This is a genomic window from Bifidobacterium sp. LH_419 (assembly GCF_056356955.1).
Genome location: NZ_JBKEVG010000012.1, coordinates 20,383 through 36,160, shown reverse-complemented (window position 1 = coordinate 36,160; position 15,778 = coordinate 20,383). Strand labels below are relative to the sequence as shown.

Genomic DNA, 15,778 nt, shown 5'->3' with positions numbered 1-15,778 from the left:
GCGTGGCGCCCTCTACACCCCGTGCCGCGAGGAACACGTGGGCTCGGCGAGCTGCGCCCCACAATGCGAACCGAACACACACCCCTGATATTTTTAAGGAGAGCCACTTTGGCAACCAAGATTCGTCTGAAGCGCATGGGTAAGAAGTTCTACGCGTTCTACCGCGTGGTCATCATGGATTCCCGTACCAAGCGCGATGGCCGCGCCATCGAGGAGATCGGTACCTACGATCCGAACACCCAGCCTTCCACGATCAAGATCAACTCCGAGCGCGCCCAGTACTGGCTCGGCGTCGGCGCCCAGCCGACCGAGCAGGTCTACAAGCTGCTGAACATCACCGGCGACTGGCAGAAGTTCAAGGGTCTCGACGGTGCCGAGGGCACCCTGAAGACCGTTGAGGCCGGCCCGGATGCCGCCGCCCGCGTCGAGGCCGTCGAGGCCGAGGCCCAGAAGCTCAAGGCCGCCAAGTCCGAAGCCGAGGCGAAGGCCAAGGCCGAGGCTGAGGCCGCTGCCGCCGCCGAAGAGGCTCCGGCTGAGGAAGCCGAGGCTCCGGCCGAGGCCGAGTGAGCCACGCCGCAAGGCGTACTTGACGACGACATTGCCTTCGACGCGGTAGGCTGAGTAATCAGCGACCCGTGGTCGAAGGCAATGCTGCATAGAAAGGCTGATTGGAATGCTCGCACAGGCAGTGGAACATCTCATCAAGAACATCGTCGATTTCCCGGACGACGTGTCCGTCAAGTCCCATGAGAACGCGCGCGGCGAACTGCTTCGCGTGCGCGTGAACCCGGAGGACATCGGCCGCGTCATCGGCCGTTCCGGTCGCACCGCCAACGCGATTCGCACCGTGATCCAGGCGCTGTCCGACCACAAGGTGCGCGTCGACATCATGGACGTGCGCCACTGAACCGACTGGCGAGGCCGACGGACGACTAGGTACTCGATGGGGTACACTGCTTGGCATGGCAGATCAGAATATGCATGACGACCCTCAGCAGCTCGAACTGCTGAGGGTCTGTCGTATCGGACGGGCGCAGGGCATGAAGGGCGAGGTCACCGTCCAGGTGTTCACCGACGAACCGGAATGGCGCTTCGAGCCCGGTTCCGTGCTCTATTCGAAGGACGGCGCGACCGAATACGTGGTCGAATCCTCGCGCACGTTCAAGAAGCGCTGGATCATCAAGCTGGAGGGCTGCGACAACCGCGACGCCTCCGAGGCGCTCAACGGCACCGAACTGTACGGCGAGGCCGACGATCCGGACGAGATGCTCGAAGCGGACGAATGGTACCCGAAGGACCTCATCGGACTCGAGGCCCGCATGGCCGAAGGCAACGGCCTCGGCGTGGAGGAGAGCCACGTGGTCGGCAAGGTGGTCGACGTGATCGACTCCCCCGCCCAGTCGCTGCTCAGGATCAGGCTCGCCGAACCGGTGCAGGTCGGCACGGCGAAGGACGGCACGCCGGTCATGGAGAAGACCGCGCTCGTGCCGTTCGTCGACGAGCTCGTGCCGGATATCGACGTGGAGGAGGGCTACCTCACGCTCGACCCGCCCGGCGGCCTGATTCCGGGGATCTGACCGGGCGAGCTCGAACCACCCGAACCACCCAGACGAAAAGCGAGGCTGTGACCGGACGCGGTCGCAGCCTCGCTCGCATTCACACTTCCGCGACCCAGTGATCGGCGTCGCCGACCCGGTGCAGCGCCGGCACATGTCCCTCGCGGATTGCCTGCGCATAGGGGCGGTGCGTCGCCGGATCGCCGTCGCGCCCGCCGCGCCCGCCGCGCAGTCCGGTCGCGGCGTGGCGGCGACGCGGGTCAGGCACGGGAATCGCGTCGAGCAGCTCCCTGGTGTACGGGTGCAGCGGGTTATTGAACAGTTCCTCGCGGCTGCCGCTTTCCACCACGACGCCCAGATACATGATGACGATCCGGTCGCACAGGTGCTCGACGACGCTCAGGTCGTGCGAGATGAACAGGAACGCCGTCCGGCGGATCTCCTTCAGATCGCTGAACAGGTTGATGATCTGCGCCTGGATCGACACGTCGAGCGAGGCGACCGGCTCATCGGCAACGACGAAATCGGGGCGCAGCGCCATCGCGCGGGCGATGCCGATGCGCTGCCGCTGGCCTCCCGAGAACTCGTGCGGGTAGCGGTCGAGCGCGTCGGCGTTCATGCCGCAAATCCCGAGCATCCGCACGACCTTGTCGCGCACGTCGTCCTTCGTGGCGAGCCCGTGCTCGACCATCGGCTCGCCGATCGCGTCGACGATCGGCAGCCTCGGGTTGAGCGAGCTGTACGGGTCCTGGAAGATGTACTGCATCTGCGGGCGCAGCGTGCGCAGCTCCTTGGGCGGCAGCGCGAAGACGTCGCGCCCGCGGAACCGCACCTCGCCATCGGTCTTGGATTGCAGGCGCAGGATCGTCTGTCCGAGCGTGGTCTTGCCCGAACCGGATTCCCCGACGAGGCCCACGGTCTCGCCGGCGTTCACCGTGAGGCTCACGTCGTTGACGCCGCGCACCACATCGGTCGTCCGGTTGAACAATCCGGTTTTGATCGGGAAGTACTTTTTGAGATGGCTCACCTCGACGAGCGGCGCGGTCGGGTCGCCGAGGTCGCGGCGCGACAGGTCGACGTCGTCGAGACCGCCGAGCGTGTCCGTCGCGTCCGTCGCGTTGCCGGCGTCCGTCGCGGCCGCGGCGGGACCGGCGTGGCCTGCGTCCGTCCCGTCCGCGGCGCCGCCGTCCGCCGTCGCGCCGTCGAAACCGTACCGTTTGCTGAAGAACGTTCCGTCGGACAGGTCGGCGAATTCCGGCGCGATGTCGCGTACGGTCGCGAGACGGCGGCGACGGTCGCCGATCACGGGCCTGGTGGCGAGCAGCGCCTTGGTGTACGGGTGCGTCGGATGGTCGAAGATCGCGTAGACGTCGCCCTGCTCCATGATGTGGCCCTCGTACATGACGACGACCTTGTCGGCGACTTCCGCGACCACGCCGAAATCATGCGTGATGAACAGGATCGTCAGGCCCATCTCCTGTTTGAGCGAGAGCAGCAGGTCGATGATCTGCGCCTGGATGGTCACGTCCAGCGCGGTGGTCGGCTCGTCGGCGATGAGCAGCTTCGGCTCGCAGCTCAATGCGATGGCGATCATCGCGCGCTGCACCATGCCGCCGGACAGCTCGTACGGGTACAGCCGCATGATGCGTTCCGGGTTCGGCAGGCCGACGCGTTCCAGCCATGCGATGGACTTGCTCCGCGCCTCCTTCTTGGTGACGTCCATGTGCGTCAGGATCGTCTCGACCATCTGGTCGCCGATCGTGAACACCGGGTTGAGCGAGTGCATCGGCTCCTGGAAGATCATCGAGATGTCTTCGCCGCGCAGTCGCTGCAGTGATTTGGCGTTCATCGCGAGCACGTCCCGTCCGTCGAAGACGATGCTGCCGGAGTCGATGCGGCCCGGCCGGTCGATCAGGTTGATCGCCGACATCGCGGTCACGGATTTGCCGGAGCCGGATTCGCCGACGATGCACGTCACCTCGCCGCGCGGCACGTCGAACGTGACGCCGTCGACGGCCGTGCGCACGCCGCCGTCCTCCTGCGGGAAGGACACGTGCAGGTCCTCGATGCGCAGCAGCGGGCCGTCGCCGCGCTGGTTCCGGTCGTTCCGGTCGTTCCGGCCGATGATGTTGTCGCCCGACAATTCACGCCTCCTTCGAGCGGGGGTCGACGACGTCGCGGATGCGGTCGCCGAGCACGTTGATGCTGACCACGGTGATGAAGACCGCGAATCCCGGCGGAATCCACAGCCACCAGCGTTTCTGGAAGTCCATGAGGTTCGAGGCGACGGCCATCATGTTGCCCCACGAGGCGTTCGGCGGCATCACGCCGAGGCCGAGGAAGCTCAGCGTCGACTCCATCAGGATGCCGCCGGCGACGCTCAGCGTGGTCTGCACGATGAGCAGCGGGTAGACGTTCGGCATCAGATGGTGGAACAGGCGGGACCGGGTGCTCAGTCCCAGCGCCTCGGTGGCCTTCATGTAGAGCTCCTCGCGCAGCGACAGCACCTCGCCACGTAGCATGCGGGCGATGCCGGGCCATCCGATGAGGCTCAGCATGACCATCACCACGTAGATGCGCGAATCGGCCGGCACCTTGAACGCGGAGAGGAACGCCGCCATGATGATGAGCAGCGGCAGGCTCGGGATGGACATGAGCAGGTCGGCTACGCGCATGACGACCGCGTCGACCAGTCCGCCGAAGTAGCCGGAGACCACGCCGATCAGCGCGCCCAGCACGATCGACATGACGGTCGAGAGGATGCCGATGAGCATCGAGACGCGACCGGCGTACATGAGTCGGGTGAGCACGTCGCGGCCGTAGTCGTCGGTGCCGAGCCAGTGCGCGAGCGTCGGCGCCTGTTCGGCGACGCGCACGTCGAGCTGGTTCTGACCGTACGGGCTGAACAGCGGGCCCAGATAGCTGAACACCAGCATGAAGATCAGGATGCCGATCGCGATCTGCGCGGCACGGATGCGCACGAGGTCGCGCGCGTAGCGGCGCCACAGCGGGAGCGTGCGGTCGGTTTTCTTCGATTTCGCCGTCTTCGGTTTCGTCGTCTTCATCGTCGTCACCCCCATCTCACGCCTGCGCCTTCTGCGCGAGCCTGACGCGCGGGTCGGCGAGCGAATAGGCGATGTCCGCGAGGAAGTTGCCGAGGATCGTCAGGAACGACAGCAGCAGCGTGCAGGTCATCAGCACCTCGTAGTCGCGGGCGTTCAACGCTTCGAGCTGGATCGGGCCGATGCCGGGCCATGCGAAGATCTGCTCGGTGATGATCGCGCCGGAGAACAGTCCCGGCAGCTCGAAGCCGAGCAGCGTGATGGCGGGCAGCATCGCGTTGCGCAGCGCATGCCGGTACACGACCGCATGCTCCTTGATGCCGCGGGCGCGGGCGCATTTGACGAAGTCGGCGCGCAGCGCGGTGAGCATCCCGGAACGGAAGTACCGGGTGAGCGACCCGGCGGAGAAGAAGGCGAGCAGCAGCACCGGCAGGATCATGTGGCGTCCGACCTCGAGCGCATGGGCTAGCCCCGTGCTGGTGCTGCCGGTATCGATCATGCCGCCGACGGGCAGCCAGTGCAGATCCACGGCGAAGAACTTGATCGCGAGAAGCCCCACGAAGAACGAGGGGAACGACATCGAGGCGAACACGACGATCGTGACGATCTTGTCGATGGTCGAGTACTGGTGGGCGGCGGAATACACGCTGATGATCACGGCCACGGTCCAGGCGACGACCATCGCGGCGAGCGCGACGATGAACGAGTTGAACATGTACGTCTTGAGCAGGTCGGTGACCTTCTCGTTGTATTTGAGAGACCAGCCGAAGTCGCCGTGGAGCACGTTGCCGAGCCAGATGAAGTAGCGCTGCAGCGGCGGCTTGTCGAGTCCGTACAGGGCGCGCAGCTCGGCGAGTCGCGCCGGCGTGAGCTTGCGGTTGCCGGAGAAGAAGTCGCCCGGCATCAGGGCGAAGAGGAAGAAGACCAGGATCGAGAGGAGGAACATCATCACGATCATCTGGCCGAAGCGTTTGAGTGTGTATCGAACCATGGGGAAGCTTTTGTGTCTCGGGGGTCATAGGTTGGTCCCGTGACGCCCGGCGAGGGGCGTCACGGGACCGTTCGATGGCGTCGGAGCGTCACCGGAGCGTCGGTCGCGTCACTTGTCGGCGATCTCGAGCTTGGCGAGCACCTGGGAGACGTCGCTGTTGCCGGTGGAGTACTTGTCGGCGCCCTTGATGCGGGCGTTCCAGGCGCTCACGGACTGGCGGTAGGCCAGCGGGATGGTCGGCACGTCGGCGTTGAGGAGCTTGTAGATCTTCGCGTAGATCTCCTTGCGCTTGGCCTTGTCCTGGGTGGAGATGCCCTCCTTGGCCAGCTTGGTGACCTCGGGGTTGTCGTAGCCGGTCAGGTTGACGCTCGGGTTGGTGCTGTAGAACTCCTTGATCGCGTCATCCGGATCGACGAGGCCATTGGTGCGGAAGCCGCCGACCAGATCCCAGTCGCCGCCCTGCGTCCAGCGCTGGATGATCGTATCGCCGTCCAGCACCTCGGGCTGGAAGTCGACGCCGATGGCCTTGTAGTTCTCGGTGGCAATCGGGACGACCTGGTCGTCGTCCTTGCTGGTCAGGTAGTGGATGGTGAGCTTCTTGCCGTCCTTGACGCGGATGCCGTCGGAGCCTTCCTTCCAGCCGGCCTCGTCGAGGAGCTTCTTGGCCTTGTCGGCATTGAACTTGTACGGGTTCACGCCCTTGTCAGTGTAGGACCACTGAGTGGGCGCGGCGTAAACGTTGGCGACCTGGCCGAAGCCCTTGTAGGTCACGTCGATGATCTGCTGGCGGTCGAGGCCGTAGACGAGGGCCTGGCGCACCTTCTTGTCCTTGAGGATCGCGTTCTTGTTGTTGATCCAGATCTCGCCGATGTCGGGCACGGTGGATTCGCGCACGGAGGCGAAGCCGAAGGACTTGAGCTGGTCGACGTTGTCCGGGTCCGGGGAGAAGCCGTCGAAGTCGGTCTCGCCGTTCTGGAAGTTGGCGAGCGCGGTGTCCTTGGAGGTGACCTTGAAGATCAGGTGGGCGATCTTCGGCTTGCCGCCGTAGTAGTACGGATTCGCGTTGTAGCGGATCTCCTGGCCGTCGACGTACTTGTCGAGCTGGTAGGGGCCGTCGCCCATCGGCTTGGAGTACAGGTCCTTGAGGTAGTCGAGCTTGCCCTTCTTGTAGTCCTTGCCGTAGTAGGCCTTGGAGAGCACCTGGCCGCCGAGCGTGGTCAGCGCCAGCGGGTTGACCTTGGTGGTCTCGATGGTGATGGTCTGATCGTCCACGACCTTGATGCCGGAGATCGAGTCGGCGCTGCCGTTCTTGTATTCGTCGGCGCCCTTGATGCCGATGTCGGTGAAGTCGGCGCTGCCGGAGTAGGCCGGGTCGTTGAGCAGGGTGAGCGTGAACGCCACGTCCTTGGTGGTCAGCGGGCTGCCGTCGGAGAACTTGAGGTTCTTGCGCAAGTGGTACGTGTAGTCGAGGCCGTTGTCGGAGACCTCCCAGGATTCGGCCAGGTCGGGGATCGGGTTGCCGGCGGTGTCGGTCAGGACCAGCGAGTTGAAGATCGGCTGCGTGGCGTTGCCGTCCCAGCCGTTGTCCTGGAAGTAGGGCAGGAACACGCCGCTGGGCGAGCTGATGGTGGCGACGAACGTGTCCTTGCGGGCGTTGGCCTTGGCGGGGCTCTTCGAGGCGTCGCCGGTGGCGACGATCTTGTTGAGCTTGCCGTCCACCGTCGTGGGCGTGGACGTGGTGGTGGTCGCGTTGCTCGCGCCGCATCCGACGAGCAGCAGGGCGGCCACGCCGGCCGCGAGCGCCGAGACGGCGCGCGTGGCGAAAGTCGTTTTCTTGGTCATATGCGTTTTCCTCTCATTCGATTCGCACGAGAGGTATGGAATCGACGACCCGTCCCCCTCGCGTCATCACCGCGCAAGAGTAATACCTCGTTTCGAGCCCCGGGAACGTTTGTCATCAAATCATCTGATGGCGCGTTATCAGTCCCAGACCGTCCACGGATTGGAGACGCCATCATTTTTCGTGATATCACGCTGCAAGCCCCCGTAATCTCACGTTCCGCACCACGATTCGAGATATTCACCTGAAAGCCGCCGGCCGCACCCCTTGCGATAGGGTGGATGCTTATGAAGATCGATATCGTGAGCGTGTTCCCCGAGTATTTCGACGTGATGGGATTGAGCCTGATGGGCAAGGCGCAGGAGAAGGGCCTGCTGAGCATCACGGCGCACAACCTGCGCGACTGGACGCATGACGTGCATCATTCGGTGGACGACACCCCGGTGGGCGGCGGCGCCGGCATGGTGATGAAGCCGGCCGTCTGGGCCGAATGCCTCGACGAGCTGCTGGGCCTGGACCCGCAGGAGGACGCCGATACCATTCACGACGGGGTCCGCCCGGTGCTCATCTTCCCGAACCCGTCCGCGCCGCTGTTCACGCAGAAGGACGCGACCGAGCTCTCGCACGCGGATCATCTGCTGTTCGGCTGCGGCCGCTACGAGGGCTATGACGCGCGCATCCCCGAGTACTACCGTTCGCGCGGCGTGGATGTGCGCGAGTATTCGATCGGCGATTATGTGCTCAACGGCGGCGAGGTCGCGACCTCGGTGATGGTGGAGGCGATCACGCGTCTGGTTCCGGGATTCATGGGCAACGCCGATTCCATCGTCGAGGAGTCATACACGGGCGCGAACGCGCTGCTCGAACACCGCCAGTATACGAAGCCGGCGGAATGGCGCGGATTGAAGGTGCCGGACGTGCTGCTCTCCGGCGATCACGGCAAGGTGGACCGCTACCGCCGCGACGAGGCGCTGACGCGCACCGATGAGATCCGCCCCGATCTCATCGAACGGCTGGACTGCAAGTCCTTGGACAAGGCCGACCGCAAGACCCTGATGGCCCTGGGCTGGGAGGTCTCCGCCGCCCACCCCCGCAAACTGCGGTAGATATGATTTGGCCCCCTCTGACGAGGGGGCCACAACCACCTGAATTTACAGGCCGAAGACCTTGACGCGGGCGTCGGCCGGCTGCTTCTCGACCGGGCCGGCGGGCTGGGCGACGACGCCGAACGGCATCTGGGCCTGGAGCTTCCAGCTCTTCGGCAGGCCGAACTCGGCGGCGACGGCCTCGTCGATCAGCGGGTTGTAGTGCTGCAGGGAGGCGCCCAGGCCCTTCTCGGCGAGGGCGGTCCACACGGCGAGCTGGAGCATGCCGGCGGCGTCGCGGGCGAAGCCCGGGAAGTTGGCGGCGTAGGCCGGGATGTTCTCCTGCAGCTGCTTGGTGACGTCCTCATCATCGTAGAAGAGCACGGTGCCGTGGCCGGCGGCGAAGGAGTCGATCTTCGCCTCGGTGGACTTGAAGGCCTCCTCGTCGTTCACGACCTTACGCAGGGTCTCCTTGACGATGTCCCACAGCTTCTTGCTGGCGTCGCCGAACAGGACGACGGCGCGCTGCGGCTGGGAGTTGAAGGCGCTCGGCACGTCGACGACGACCTTCTTGACGAGGTCGGCGATCTCCTGGTCGCTGACCGGCGAGGCGTCGGTCAGCGCGTACTGGGAGCGGCGGGTTTCAAGGGCGGTGACGAAGGACATGGTTTCCCCTTTTCGTTCGTGATGCGGCCGCACATGCGCATGCCGCACACACAATATCTCGTTTCGAGATATGACTATACATGCATATCCCGATTCGAGGTATCTCCGGCGTGGCGCACCGGAACCCGAGGCCCCCGATCGGCTCTCAGTCCGCGATCCGCTCGATGTAGTACACCGCCGTCTCACCGTAGTCGCGGTCGTCCGCGATCTCCCAGCCATCCGGCGGCGTCGGCCGCTCGGACCGCACGGAACGCTCCAGCATGATCACTGTCCCCTTCCCCGCGAATCCGTTCGTCGCGAGATTGGCGAGCAGCCGGTCGCACGCCTCCGTCTCGAACGCGTACGGCGGGTCGATGAAGATCACGTCGAACACGCCGGCCGCGCCCGCGCCGGAGGCCGCGTACGCCTCCGCCTTGCGCATGATCACGCGTGCCGAGAGGTCCGACGACCATGACCGGTTGCGCTTCAGCTGCGCGACGGTCTTCACGACGAGTGCGGCCGCCGGCTTCGACGCCTCCACGGCCACCAGCTCGCGGGCCCCGCGCGACAGCGCCTCGATGCCGAGCGCCCCCGTGCCGGCGAACAGGTCGAGCACGCGCGCCTCGTCGAGCACGCCCCACGCGTCGAGACGCGAGAAGATCGCCTCCTTGGTGCGGTCGGTGGTCGGCCTGGTGCCGGTCTTCGGCGTGGCCAACGCCACGCCCTTGAATCGTCCTGAGATCACTCGCATGGTCATCGACTTTAGCGGTACGCCACGTCGTCCATTGCCGGCACGGACTACCCCTCAGTCCCGCTACGCGGTCCAGCTCCCCTGACAAGGGGAGCCGAAAAACGGGCGTCAGTTGGAGGTGAGGAAGGTCTCGTTGCCGCGCGTGAAGTCGAGCACCGCGCCGGCGAGCTGCGCGTGCCCGTCGAGCGCGGGATCGTCGGCGAGCAATCGTTCGGCGCGCGCACGCGCATCGGTGATGAGGTCCGCGTCCTTGACGACGCGCAGCAGTTTGAGGCTCGATTTCGCGCCGGACTGCGCGTCGCCGAGCACATCGCCGGCGCCGCGGAACTCCAAATCGGCCTGCGCGATCTCGGCGCCGTCCAGCGAATCATGGATGACCTCGAGCCGCGCCTCGGCCGTCGTGCCCGCTTCGGCGCGCGAGACGAGGAACGCCCAACTGTCCGTGCCGCCGCGGCCGACGCGCCCGCGCAGCTGGTGCAGCTGGGACAGGCCGTAGCGGTCCGCGTCGAAGATCACGATGCAGCTGGCCTGCTTCACGTCCACGCCGACCTCGATCACGGTGGTGGAGACGAGGATCGGCGTCTCCCCCGAGGCAAAGCCGGCCATGACCTCGGCCTTCACATCGTCCTTGTCGCGTCCGGTGAGCGTCGCGAACCGGATGCCGGCGAACTGCGGCAGCGCTTTGAGCCGCGCCGTGATCTCCGCCACCGAGTGCAGCGGCGGCCTCGCGACCGCCTCGCCGTTCTCGTCGAGCGTCTCATACGCGTCGTCGATGCCGTCCGGCACCGCCGCCTCGCCGCGCGAGCCGCGCCCGCCGCGCCGCGCCCCGCCGTCGTCGTCCGAGTCCGCGTCGATGCGCGCGCACACGATGTAGGCGCGCTCCCCCGCATCGATACGCGCGCGGATATGCGCGAACATACGCGCCATCGTGCGCCCGTCCGCCTCGTTGACGACGATCGTGCGGATCGGCTTGCGCCCGCCGGGCAGTTCGGTGAGCCACGAGATGTCAAGGTCGCCGAACCAGGTCATCGCGGCGGTGCGCGGGATCGGCGTGGCGGTCATGACGAGCAGGTGCGGCGCGGTGCCGTCCGTCGATTTCGCGTTCAGCGATTCGCGCTGTTCGACGCCGAACCGGTGCTGCTCGTCGATGACGACGAGCGCGAGTCTCGGCGCCTGGAACGTCTTCGAGAAGGCGGCGTGTGTGGCGACGATGATGCCCGGCGTGCCGCTCGCGGCGGCGGCGAGCGCCTTGCGCCGCGCCGCGAGCTTCATGCCGCCGGTGAGCAGCGTCACCGGCACGGACGGACCGGCGTCGCCGGCGTCCGTACCGTCGCCGGCAGCGTCGTCCATCGCGGCGATCATGCGCGTGATGGTCGCGACGTGCTGTTCGGCGAGCACCTGCGTGGGCGCGACGAGCACGGCCTGATAGCCGGCGCCGACGGCCTGGAGCATGGCGGCGAGCGCGACCACGGTCTTGCCGGAGCCGACCTCGCCCTGCAGCAGGCGTTGCATCGGGGTGTCGCGCGTCATGTCGGCGGCGATGTCGTCGATGACCTCGCGCTGGCCGTTCGTGAGCATGAACGGCAGGGAGGCGATGAACCGGTCGCGCAGGGACGGGGCGTCGGCGTCCGCGTCCGGCAACGGGCACGGATGCGCCGCGGACTTGTGCGCGCTGCGCCTCGCCTCAAGCAATGCGGCCTGGCAGACGAACGCCTCCTCGTAGCGCAGGGTGGCGATGCCCTTGTGGAAGTCGGCGACGGTCTTCGGCTCGTGGATCGCGCGGAACGCCTCGGCGCGGTGCATGAGCCCCCGTTCCGCGCGGATGGTCTCGGGCAGCACGTCGGGGATGGCGTCGGCGAGCGTGCCGGCGAAGCGCTCCTCGTCGTCGTGGGATTGCAGGGTGATGTCGTCGGTGCCGGGCGCGGGCATGTCGCGCCCGCCGAGCGCCCACATGAGACTCAGGATCGTCTCGTGGATGCGTTCGCTGGACAGTCGCGCGGACGCATGGTAGATGGGGCGCGGCCGGGTAACGCGCGCCAGCGCCTCGGCGACGGTCGGTGCGTCATAGCCGTTCGCGCGCGGCATGGCCGTCGCGGCGGGCGCGGCGGGCGACGGCGCGAACGCACGCCACGGGTCGTTCGCGTCCGGCGTCATCGTCCGCCCGGCAATCGGCGACGACGATTCCGGCGCGACGGTGATTACCTGCGGATGGTTGAACTGCAATTGACCCATATACTCGCCGGGGACGCCGGAGGCGACCACGACGGTGCCGGGGGCGAGACGGCGCGCCATCCAGTCGAGATACCCCTTCCTGCCGGAGAAGAAGACGAACTGCGCGCCCGACGGCAGTAAGCCGCGGGAGGCGGCGAATCCGTCGTCGTCGACGTTGACGACGAGACGCATGTTGCGCGAACCGTGGAACGTGCGCGCCGAGCGCACCGTGCCGGCGAACGCCATCGCCTCGCCGACGCGCGCCTCGCCGAGCGCGCGCGCCGGCACCGGGTCGGCGACGCGGAACGGATAGTAGGTGAGCGCGTCGCCGATGGTGACGATGCCGAACGACTTGAGCGTGGACGCGCGGCGTTTGTTCGCCAATAGCGCGGCGATCGGAGTGTCCCAGGTGATGCTCATAACGTCCCATTCTCCCACACGCGACGACGCGCGCGGCGGCTAAAACGAAAGCCCCCATCGGCGAACCGATGGAGGCTTCGATACGTTGACGCTATCCGCGCACTCACGCAACCGCGCGCTGGACCTTGCCGGCCTTGATGCACTTGACGCACACGCGCAGGCGAACGTTCTCGCCCTCGACGGTGGTACGGACCGACTGGAGGTTCGGACGGAAGGTGCGCTTGTTGCGGATATGCGAGTGAGACACGGTGTATCCGACCTGCGGACCCTTGCCGCACACGTCACAACGAGCTGCCATGATGGACTCCCTTTAACCTTGACTATCAAGTCTTTTTCGCGATTCGACCGGGCATGCGAACACGCTTAGCCGAACACACAACTTCACGAATATATCCCAGCGGCCCGACAAACGCAACACGCGTGGTATCCTATGCGGTTCCGCGCACGGTCGGCGCACGGTCGGCACGCGGCGGCGGCGCGGCGAATACGCTGCGAATACGCAGCAGAATCGTCTCCGATGACCGTTGCGCCACACCCCGAACGGCCTAAAATCCACCATACACCGGGCCCACGGCCATAGAATGGTGGCAGTGCATCGCGTCGGACGCGTGCAATCGACCGCTCAAGGAGGACGCCATGTTGTCGAAGCACATCAACGGGGAAACGAAGGGAACACGACTGGGCGAATTCATCGAACAGCGGCAGGAGGAACGACGCATCGACCGGGCCGTGGCGGAGTCGGACGCCGCTGACAAGGCCGCGGCCGCCGCGAAGTCGTCGGACTCCACAAGCGGCGGCCACACCCCGTCGGTGATCTCACTCGGCCAAGTGTGGGTCGACATCATGATGGATGTGGACGAACTGCCCGAGCCGGGCGGTTTCGCGGTCTCCAACGCCGCACGCCCGGTGGTCGGCGGCAGCTACCGCGTGCTGGACGCGGTGAGCAGCATGGGCGTGCCCGCCGAACACGCCGGCATCATCGGCAACGGCGTGTGGGCGGCGATGATCCGCGAGGCGTACGAGCACGACGGCATCACGCACGTGGGGCCGTGTCGGCTCGACGCGGACTCCGGATTCCGTCTCGTCTTCCACGACGACGACGGGCGCAAGACGTTCGTCGCACGCTACGGCGTGGAGGCGCAGGGCGACGCGCGCACGTTCGACGCGGTCGAACCGGAGGCGGGCGACGTGGTGCATGTCAGCGGCAACACGCTGCTCGACCATACGGCGGCCGGCATCGACGAGTTCATGCACCGGGCCGGCGACGACCCGAAGTCGCGCCCCTACCGGCTCGTCATCAATCCGACGAACACGCTCAAGCTCGTCAACGACCACCTGCTCGAGGATCTCGTGCTCGCCCGGCCCACATGGTCCTGCAACCGGCAGGAGGCGAACACGCTGGCGGAACGTCTCGGCGTCGACCTCGGCGAGGCGGGGGCGTTGACCGTCGGCGGCGGATTCGACCAGGCGATGAACGCGTTGTGCGACGCGCTCGGCAACACGCTGCGCGCGCCGCTGGTCGTGCGCGCCGGATCGCGCGGCGCATGGGTGCGCGAACCCGGCGGCGAAGTGCAGCATGTGGAGGGCTATCCGACGAAGGGCGTGCACACGCGCTCCGCCGGCTCCTGCCACACGGGCGCCATGTGCGCGATGCTTGCGAAGGGATGGTCGCTGGCCGATGCGGTGAACATCGCCAACGCGGCCGCCTCGCTCGCCATCCAGCGCCATCGCGCCGGCGTGCCCGTCTGCCCGAGCTACAAGGAGGCGGTCACGCTGGCCGGCGTCGCAGCGCGGTAGCGGTCCGGTGGCGGTCCGACCGTGACCCGACAACACACAGATACGCGCGATAATTCACTCTGCGTTCACCGGCGGGCGCGCTGGGCGGCATGGGGACTCCCCTACGATGGATTGCAGTTTCCGTCGTCGAGGAGAGTTCCATCATGTCCGAACAGCCAGTGGCCGCGGCGTCGCCCGCCGCGGCGAAGCTCACGCCGCGCGAGAAGAAGTGGATCGTCTACGACGTGGGCAACTCCGCGTTCGTGCTGTTGTCGACCGCGGTCGTGCCGATCTACGCGAAGTCGCTGATGCCGGCGGACGGCAACATCGTGTCCGCCTGGGGCTACGCGCAGACCATCGCCTCGCTGGTGATCGCGCTGCTCATGCCGCTGCTCGGCTCGATCGCCGACGTGCAGGGCATGAAGATCAAGTTCTTCCTAGGGTTCTTCGGCACCGGCGTGGTCACGTGCGCGGCGCTCGCCCTGCCGCTGACCTGGCTGCCGTTCCTCATCGTGTACGTGCTGGCGACGATCGGCCTCAACGGTTCGCTCACCTTCTACGATTCGATGCTCATCGACACCACGTCGAACGAGCGCATGGACAAGGTCTCGTCGCACGGCTACGGCTGGGGCTATGTGGGTTCGACCGTGCCGTTCATCGCGTGCATCGCGCTGATCTTCGGCGGTCCGGCGCTGTTCGGCTGGTCGACGGCCGCGTGCACGCGCGCCACGTTCGTCATCACCGCCGTCTGGTGGGTGGCGTTCACCATCCCGCTGCTGACCAGCTACCGGCAGGTGCACTACCGTGCGACGCGCGACCATACGCGCGAGGCGGTACGCGGCACGTTCGCCGAGCTCGGCGGCACGCTGCGCAAGCTCGTGAGGAACAAGCCGCTGTGGATGTTCATGATCGCGTTCTTCTTCTACATCGACGCGGTGAACACGGTGATTTCGATGAGCACCTCGTACGGCACCGAGCTCGGCATCGATTCTACGCAGCTGGTCGTGGCGCTGCTGGTGACGCAGTTCGTCGCGTTCCCGTGCGCGATACTGTATGGCCGTCTGGCCGGCCGGTTCGGATGCAAGCCGATGATCGTCGCGGCGGTGATCGCGTACATGTGCATCGTGTTCTTCGCCGCGTTCTTCCTGCGCTCGGCCGTCGAGTTCTGGGTGCTGGCGATTCTGGTCGGCATGTTCCAAGGCGGCATCCAGGCGCTGTCCCGCTCCTACTACGGCAAGATCATTCCCAAGGAGCACGCCAACGAGTACTACGGCCTCTACGACATCTTCGGCAAGACCGCATCGATTCTCGGCACGTTCCTCGTGGCCACCACCACGTCGATCACCGGCAACGCGAGCATCGGCGTTCTCTCCATCGCGATCCTCCTCGCCATCGCCCTCGTCTTCCTCACCCTCCAGAAGGATCCGACCAGGAACTGACG

Annotated in this window: 14 protein-coding genes; 6 read left to right on the top strand and 8 right to left on the bottom strand. The window is 66.3% G+C overall.

The features are described from left to right. The first annotated feature begins 108 nt into the window (after positions 1-108). From rpsP to rimM, 3 genes are all read left to right on the top strand, one after another. A complete protein-coding gene (rpsP, locus tag AC1AYX_RS08285; RefSeq protein WP_476503033.1) occupies positions 109-567 on the top strand; it encodes a 30S ribosomal protein S16 in 459 nt (152 codons plus the stop codon). 106 nt (positions 568-673) lie between these two features. Continuing rightward, complete coding sequence (locus AC1AYX_RS08280; protein WP_034530099.1) at positions 674-907, top strand: RNA-binding protein; 234 nt, start codon at positions 674-676, stop codon at positions 905-907. A gap of 70 nt (positions 908-977) precedes the next feature. Next, a complete protein-coding gene (rimM, locus tag AC1AYX_RS08275; RefSeq protein WP_476503074.1) occupies positions 978-1,577 on the top strand; it encodes a ribosome maturation factor RimM in 600 nt (199 codons plus the stop codon). A 79-nt stretch (positions 1,578-1,656) separates the two neighbouring features. Here rimM and AC1AYX_RS08270 read toward each other — a convergent pair whose 3' ends face one another. The 4 genes from AC1AYX_RS08270 to AC1AYX_RS08255 form a co-directional block, all read right to left on the bottom strand. Then, positions 1,657-3,699, bottom strand: coding sequence for an ABC transporter ATP-binding protein (locus tag AC1AYX_RS08270; protein WP_476503032.1), 2,043 nt, complete (start codon positions 3,697-3,699; stop codon positions 1,657-1,659). Between the two features lies 1 nt (position 3,700). Further along, positions 3,701-4,621, bottom strand: a complete 921-nt coding sequence (locus AC1AYX_RS08265) for an ABC transporter permease (protein ID WP_476503031.1) — start codon at positions 4,619-4,621, stop codon at positions 3,701-3,703. Between the two features lie 16 nt (positions 4,622-4,637). After that, entirely contained in the window at positions 4,638-5,609 is a 972-nt protein-coding gene (locus AC1AYX_RS08260; protein ID WP_476503030.1) for an ABC transporter permease, read from the bottom strand. Positions 5,610-5,717: 108 nt separating this feature from the next. Next, positions 5,718-7,451, bottom strand: coding sequence for an ABC transporter substrate-binding protein (locus tag AC1AYX_RS08255; protein WP_476503029.1), 1,734 nt, complete (start codon positions 7,449-7,451; stop codon positions 5,718-5,720). A gap of 285 nt (positions 7,452-7,736) precedes the next feature. Between AC1AYX_RS08255 and trmD the strand changes: the two genes are divergently transcribed. Next, positions 7,737-8,555 (top strand): tRNA (guanosine(37)-N1)-methyltransferase TrmD, encoded by an 819-nt coding sequence (gene trmD, locus AC1AYX_RS08250; RefSeq protein ID WP_476503028.1) that lies wholly within the window; start codon positions 7,737-7,739, stop codon positions 8,553-8,555. A 45-nt stretch (positions 8,556-8,600) separates the two neighbouring features. On the opposite strand, the gene AC1AYX_RS08245 is transcribed toward trmD, so the two are convergent. From AC1AYX_RS08245 to rpmB, 4 genes are all read right to left on the bottom strand, one after another. Further along, on the bottom strand, positions 8,601-9,200 hold the full coding sequence (locus tag AC1AYX_RS08245) for a nitroreductase family protein (protein WP_476503027.1): 600 nt from the start codon (positions 9,198-9,200) through the stop codon (positions 8,601-8,603). A 145-nt stretch (positions 9,201-9,345) separates the two neighbouring features. Then, on the bottom strand, positions 9,346-9,930 hold the full coding sequence (gene rsmD / locus AC1AYX_RS08240; protein ID WP_476503026.1) for a 16S rRNA (guanine(966)-N(2))-methyltransferase RsmD: 585 nt from the start codon (positions 9,928-9,930) through the stop codon (positions 9,346-9,348). Positions 9,931-10,038: 108 nt separating this feature from the next. After that, positions 10,039-12,561 carry an ATP-dependent DNA helicase RecG gene (locus AC1AYX_RS08235; RefSeq protein WP_476503025.1) on the bottom strand — a complete coding sequence of 841 codons (2,523 nt, stop codon included), beginning with the start codon at positions 12,559-12,561 and terminating at the stop codon, positions 10,039-10,041. Positions 12,562-12,664: 103 nt separating this feature from the next. Continuing rightward, on the bottom strand, positions 12,665-12,859 hold the full coding sequence (rpmB, locus tag AC1AYX_RS08230; protein WP_034529605.1) for a 50S ribosomal protein L28: 195 nt from the start codon (positions 12,857-12,859) through the stop codon (positions 12,665-12,667). A 338-nt stretch (positions 12,860-13,197) separates the two neighbouring features. On the opposite strand from rpmB, the gene AC1AYX_RS08225 reads away from it, so the two are divergent. Continuing rightward, positions 13,198-14,358 carry a PfkB family carbohydrate kinase gene (locus tag AC1AYX_RS08225; RefSeq protein WP_084686220.1) on the top strand — a complete coding sequence of 387 codons (1,161 nt, stop codon included), beginning with the start codon at positions 13,198-13,200 and terminating at the stop codon, positions 14,356-14,358. Between the two features lie 143 nt (positions 14,359-14,501). Beyond that, a complete protein-coding gene (locus AC1AYX_RS08220; RefSeq protein ID WP_476503024.1) occupies positions 14,502-15,776 on the top strand; it encodes an MFS transporter in 1,275 nt (424 codons plus the stop codon). Positions 15,777-15,778: the final 2 nt, after the last annotated feature.

Excerpts from the sequence above, each read along its gene's own strand:
- AC1AYX_RS08280 (WP_034530099.1), top strand. The coding sequence starts at position 674 with ATGCTCGCACAGGCAGTGGAACATCTCATCAAGAACATCGTCGATTTC.
- rimM (WP_476503074.1), top strand. The coding sequence starts at position 978 with ATGCATGACGACCCTCAGCAGCTCGAACTGCTGAGGGTCTGTCGTATC.
- AC1AYX_RS08265 (WP_476503031.1), bottom strand. The coding sequence starts at position 4,621 with ATGAAGACGACGAAACCGAAGACGGCGAAATCGAAGAAAACCGACCGC.
- AC1AYX_RS08260 (WP_476503030.1), bottom strand. The coding sequence starts at position 5,609 with ATGGTTCGATACACACTCAAACGCTTCGGCCAGATGATCGTGATGATG.
- AC1AYX_RS08255 (WP_476503029.1), bottom strand. The coding sequence starts at position 7,451 with ATGACCAAGAAAACGACTTTCGCCACGCGCGCCGTCTCGGCGCTCGCG.
- trmD (WP_476503028.1), top strand. The coding sequence starts at position 7,737 with ATGAAGATCGATATCGTGAGCGTGTTCCCCGAGTATTTCGACGTGATG.
- AC1AYX_RS08245 (WP_476503027.1), bottom strand. The coding sequence starts at position 9,200 with ATGTCCTTCGTCACCGCCCTTGAAACCCGCCGCTCCCAGTACGCGCTG.
- rsmD (WP_476503026.1), bottom strand. The coding sequence starts at position 9,930 with ATGCGAGTGATCTCAGGACGATTCAAGGGCGTGGCGTTGGCCACGCCG.
- AC1AYX_RS08235 (WP_476503025.1), bottom strand. The coding sequence starts at position 12,561 with ATGAGCATCACCTGGGACACTCCGATCGCCGCGCTATTGGCGAACAAA.
- rpmB (WP_034529605.1), bottom strand. The coding sequence starts at position 12,859 with ATGGCAGCTCGTTGTGACGTGTGCGGCAAGGGTCCGCAGGTCGGATAC.
- AC1AYX_RS08225 (WP_084686220.1), top strand. The coding sequence starts at position 13,198 with ATGTTGTCGAAGCACATCAACGGGGAAACGAAGGGAACACGACTGGGC.
- AC1AYX_RS08220 (WP_476503024.1), top strand. The coding sequence starts at position 14,502 with ATGTCCGAACAGCCAGTGGCCGCGGCGTCGCCCGCCGCGGCGAAGCTC.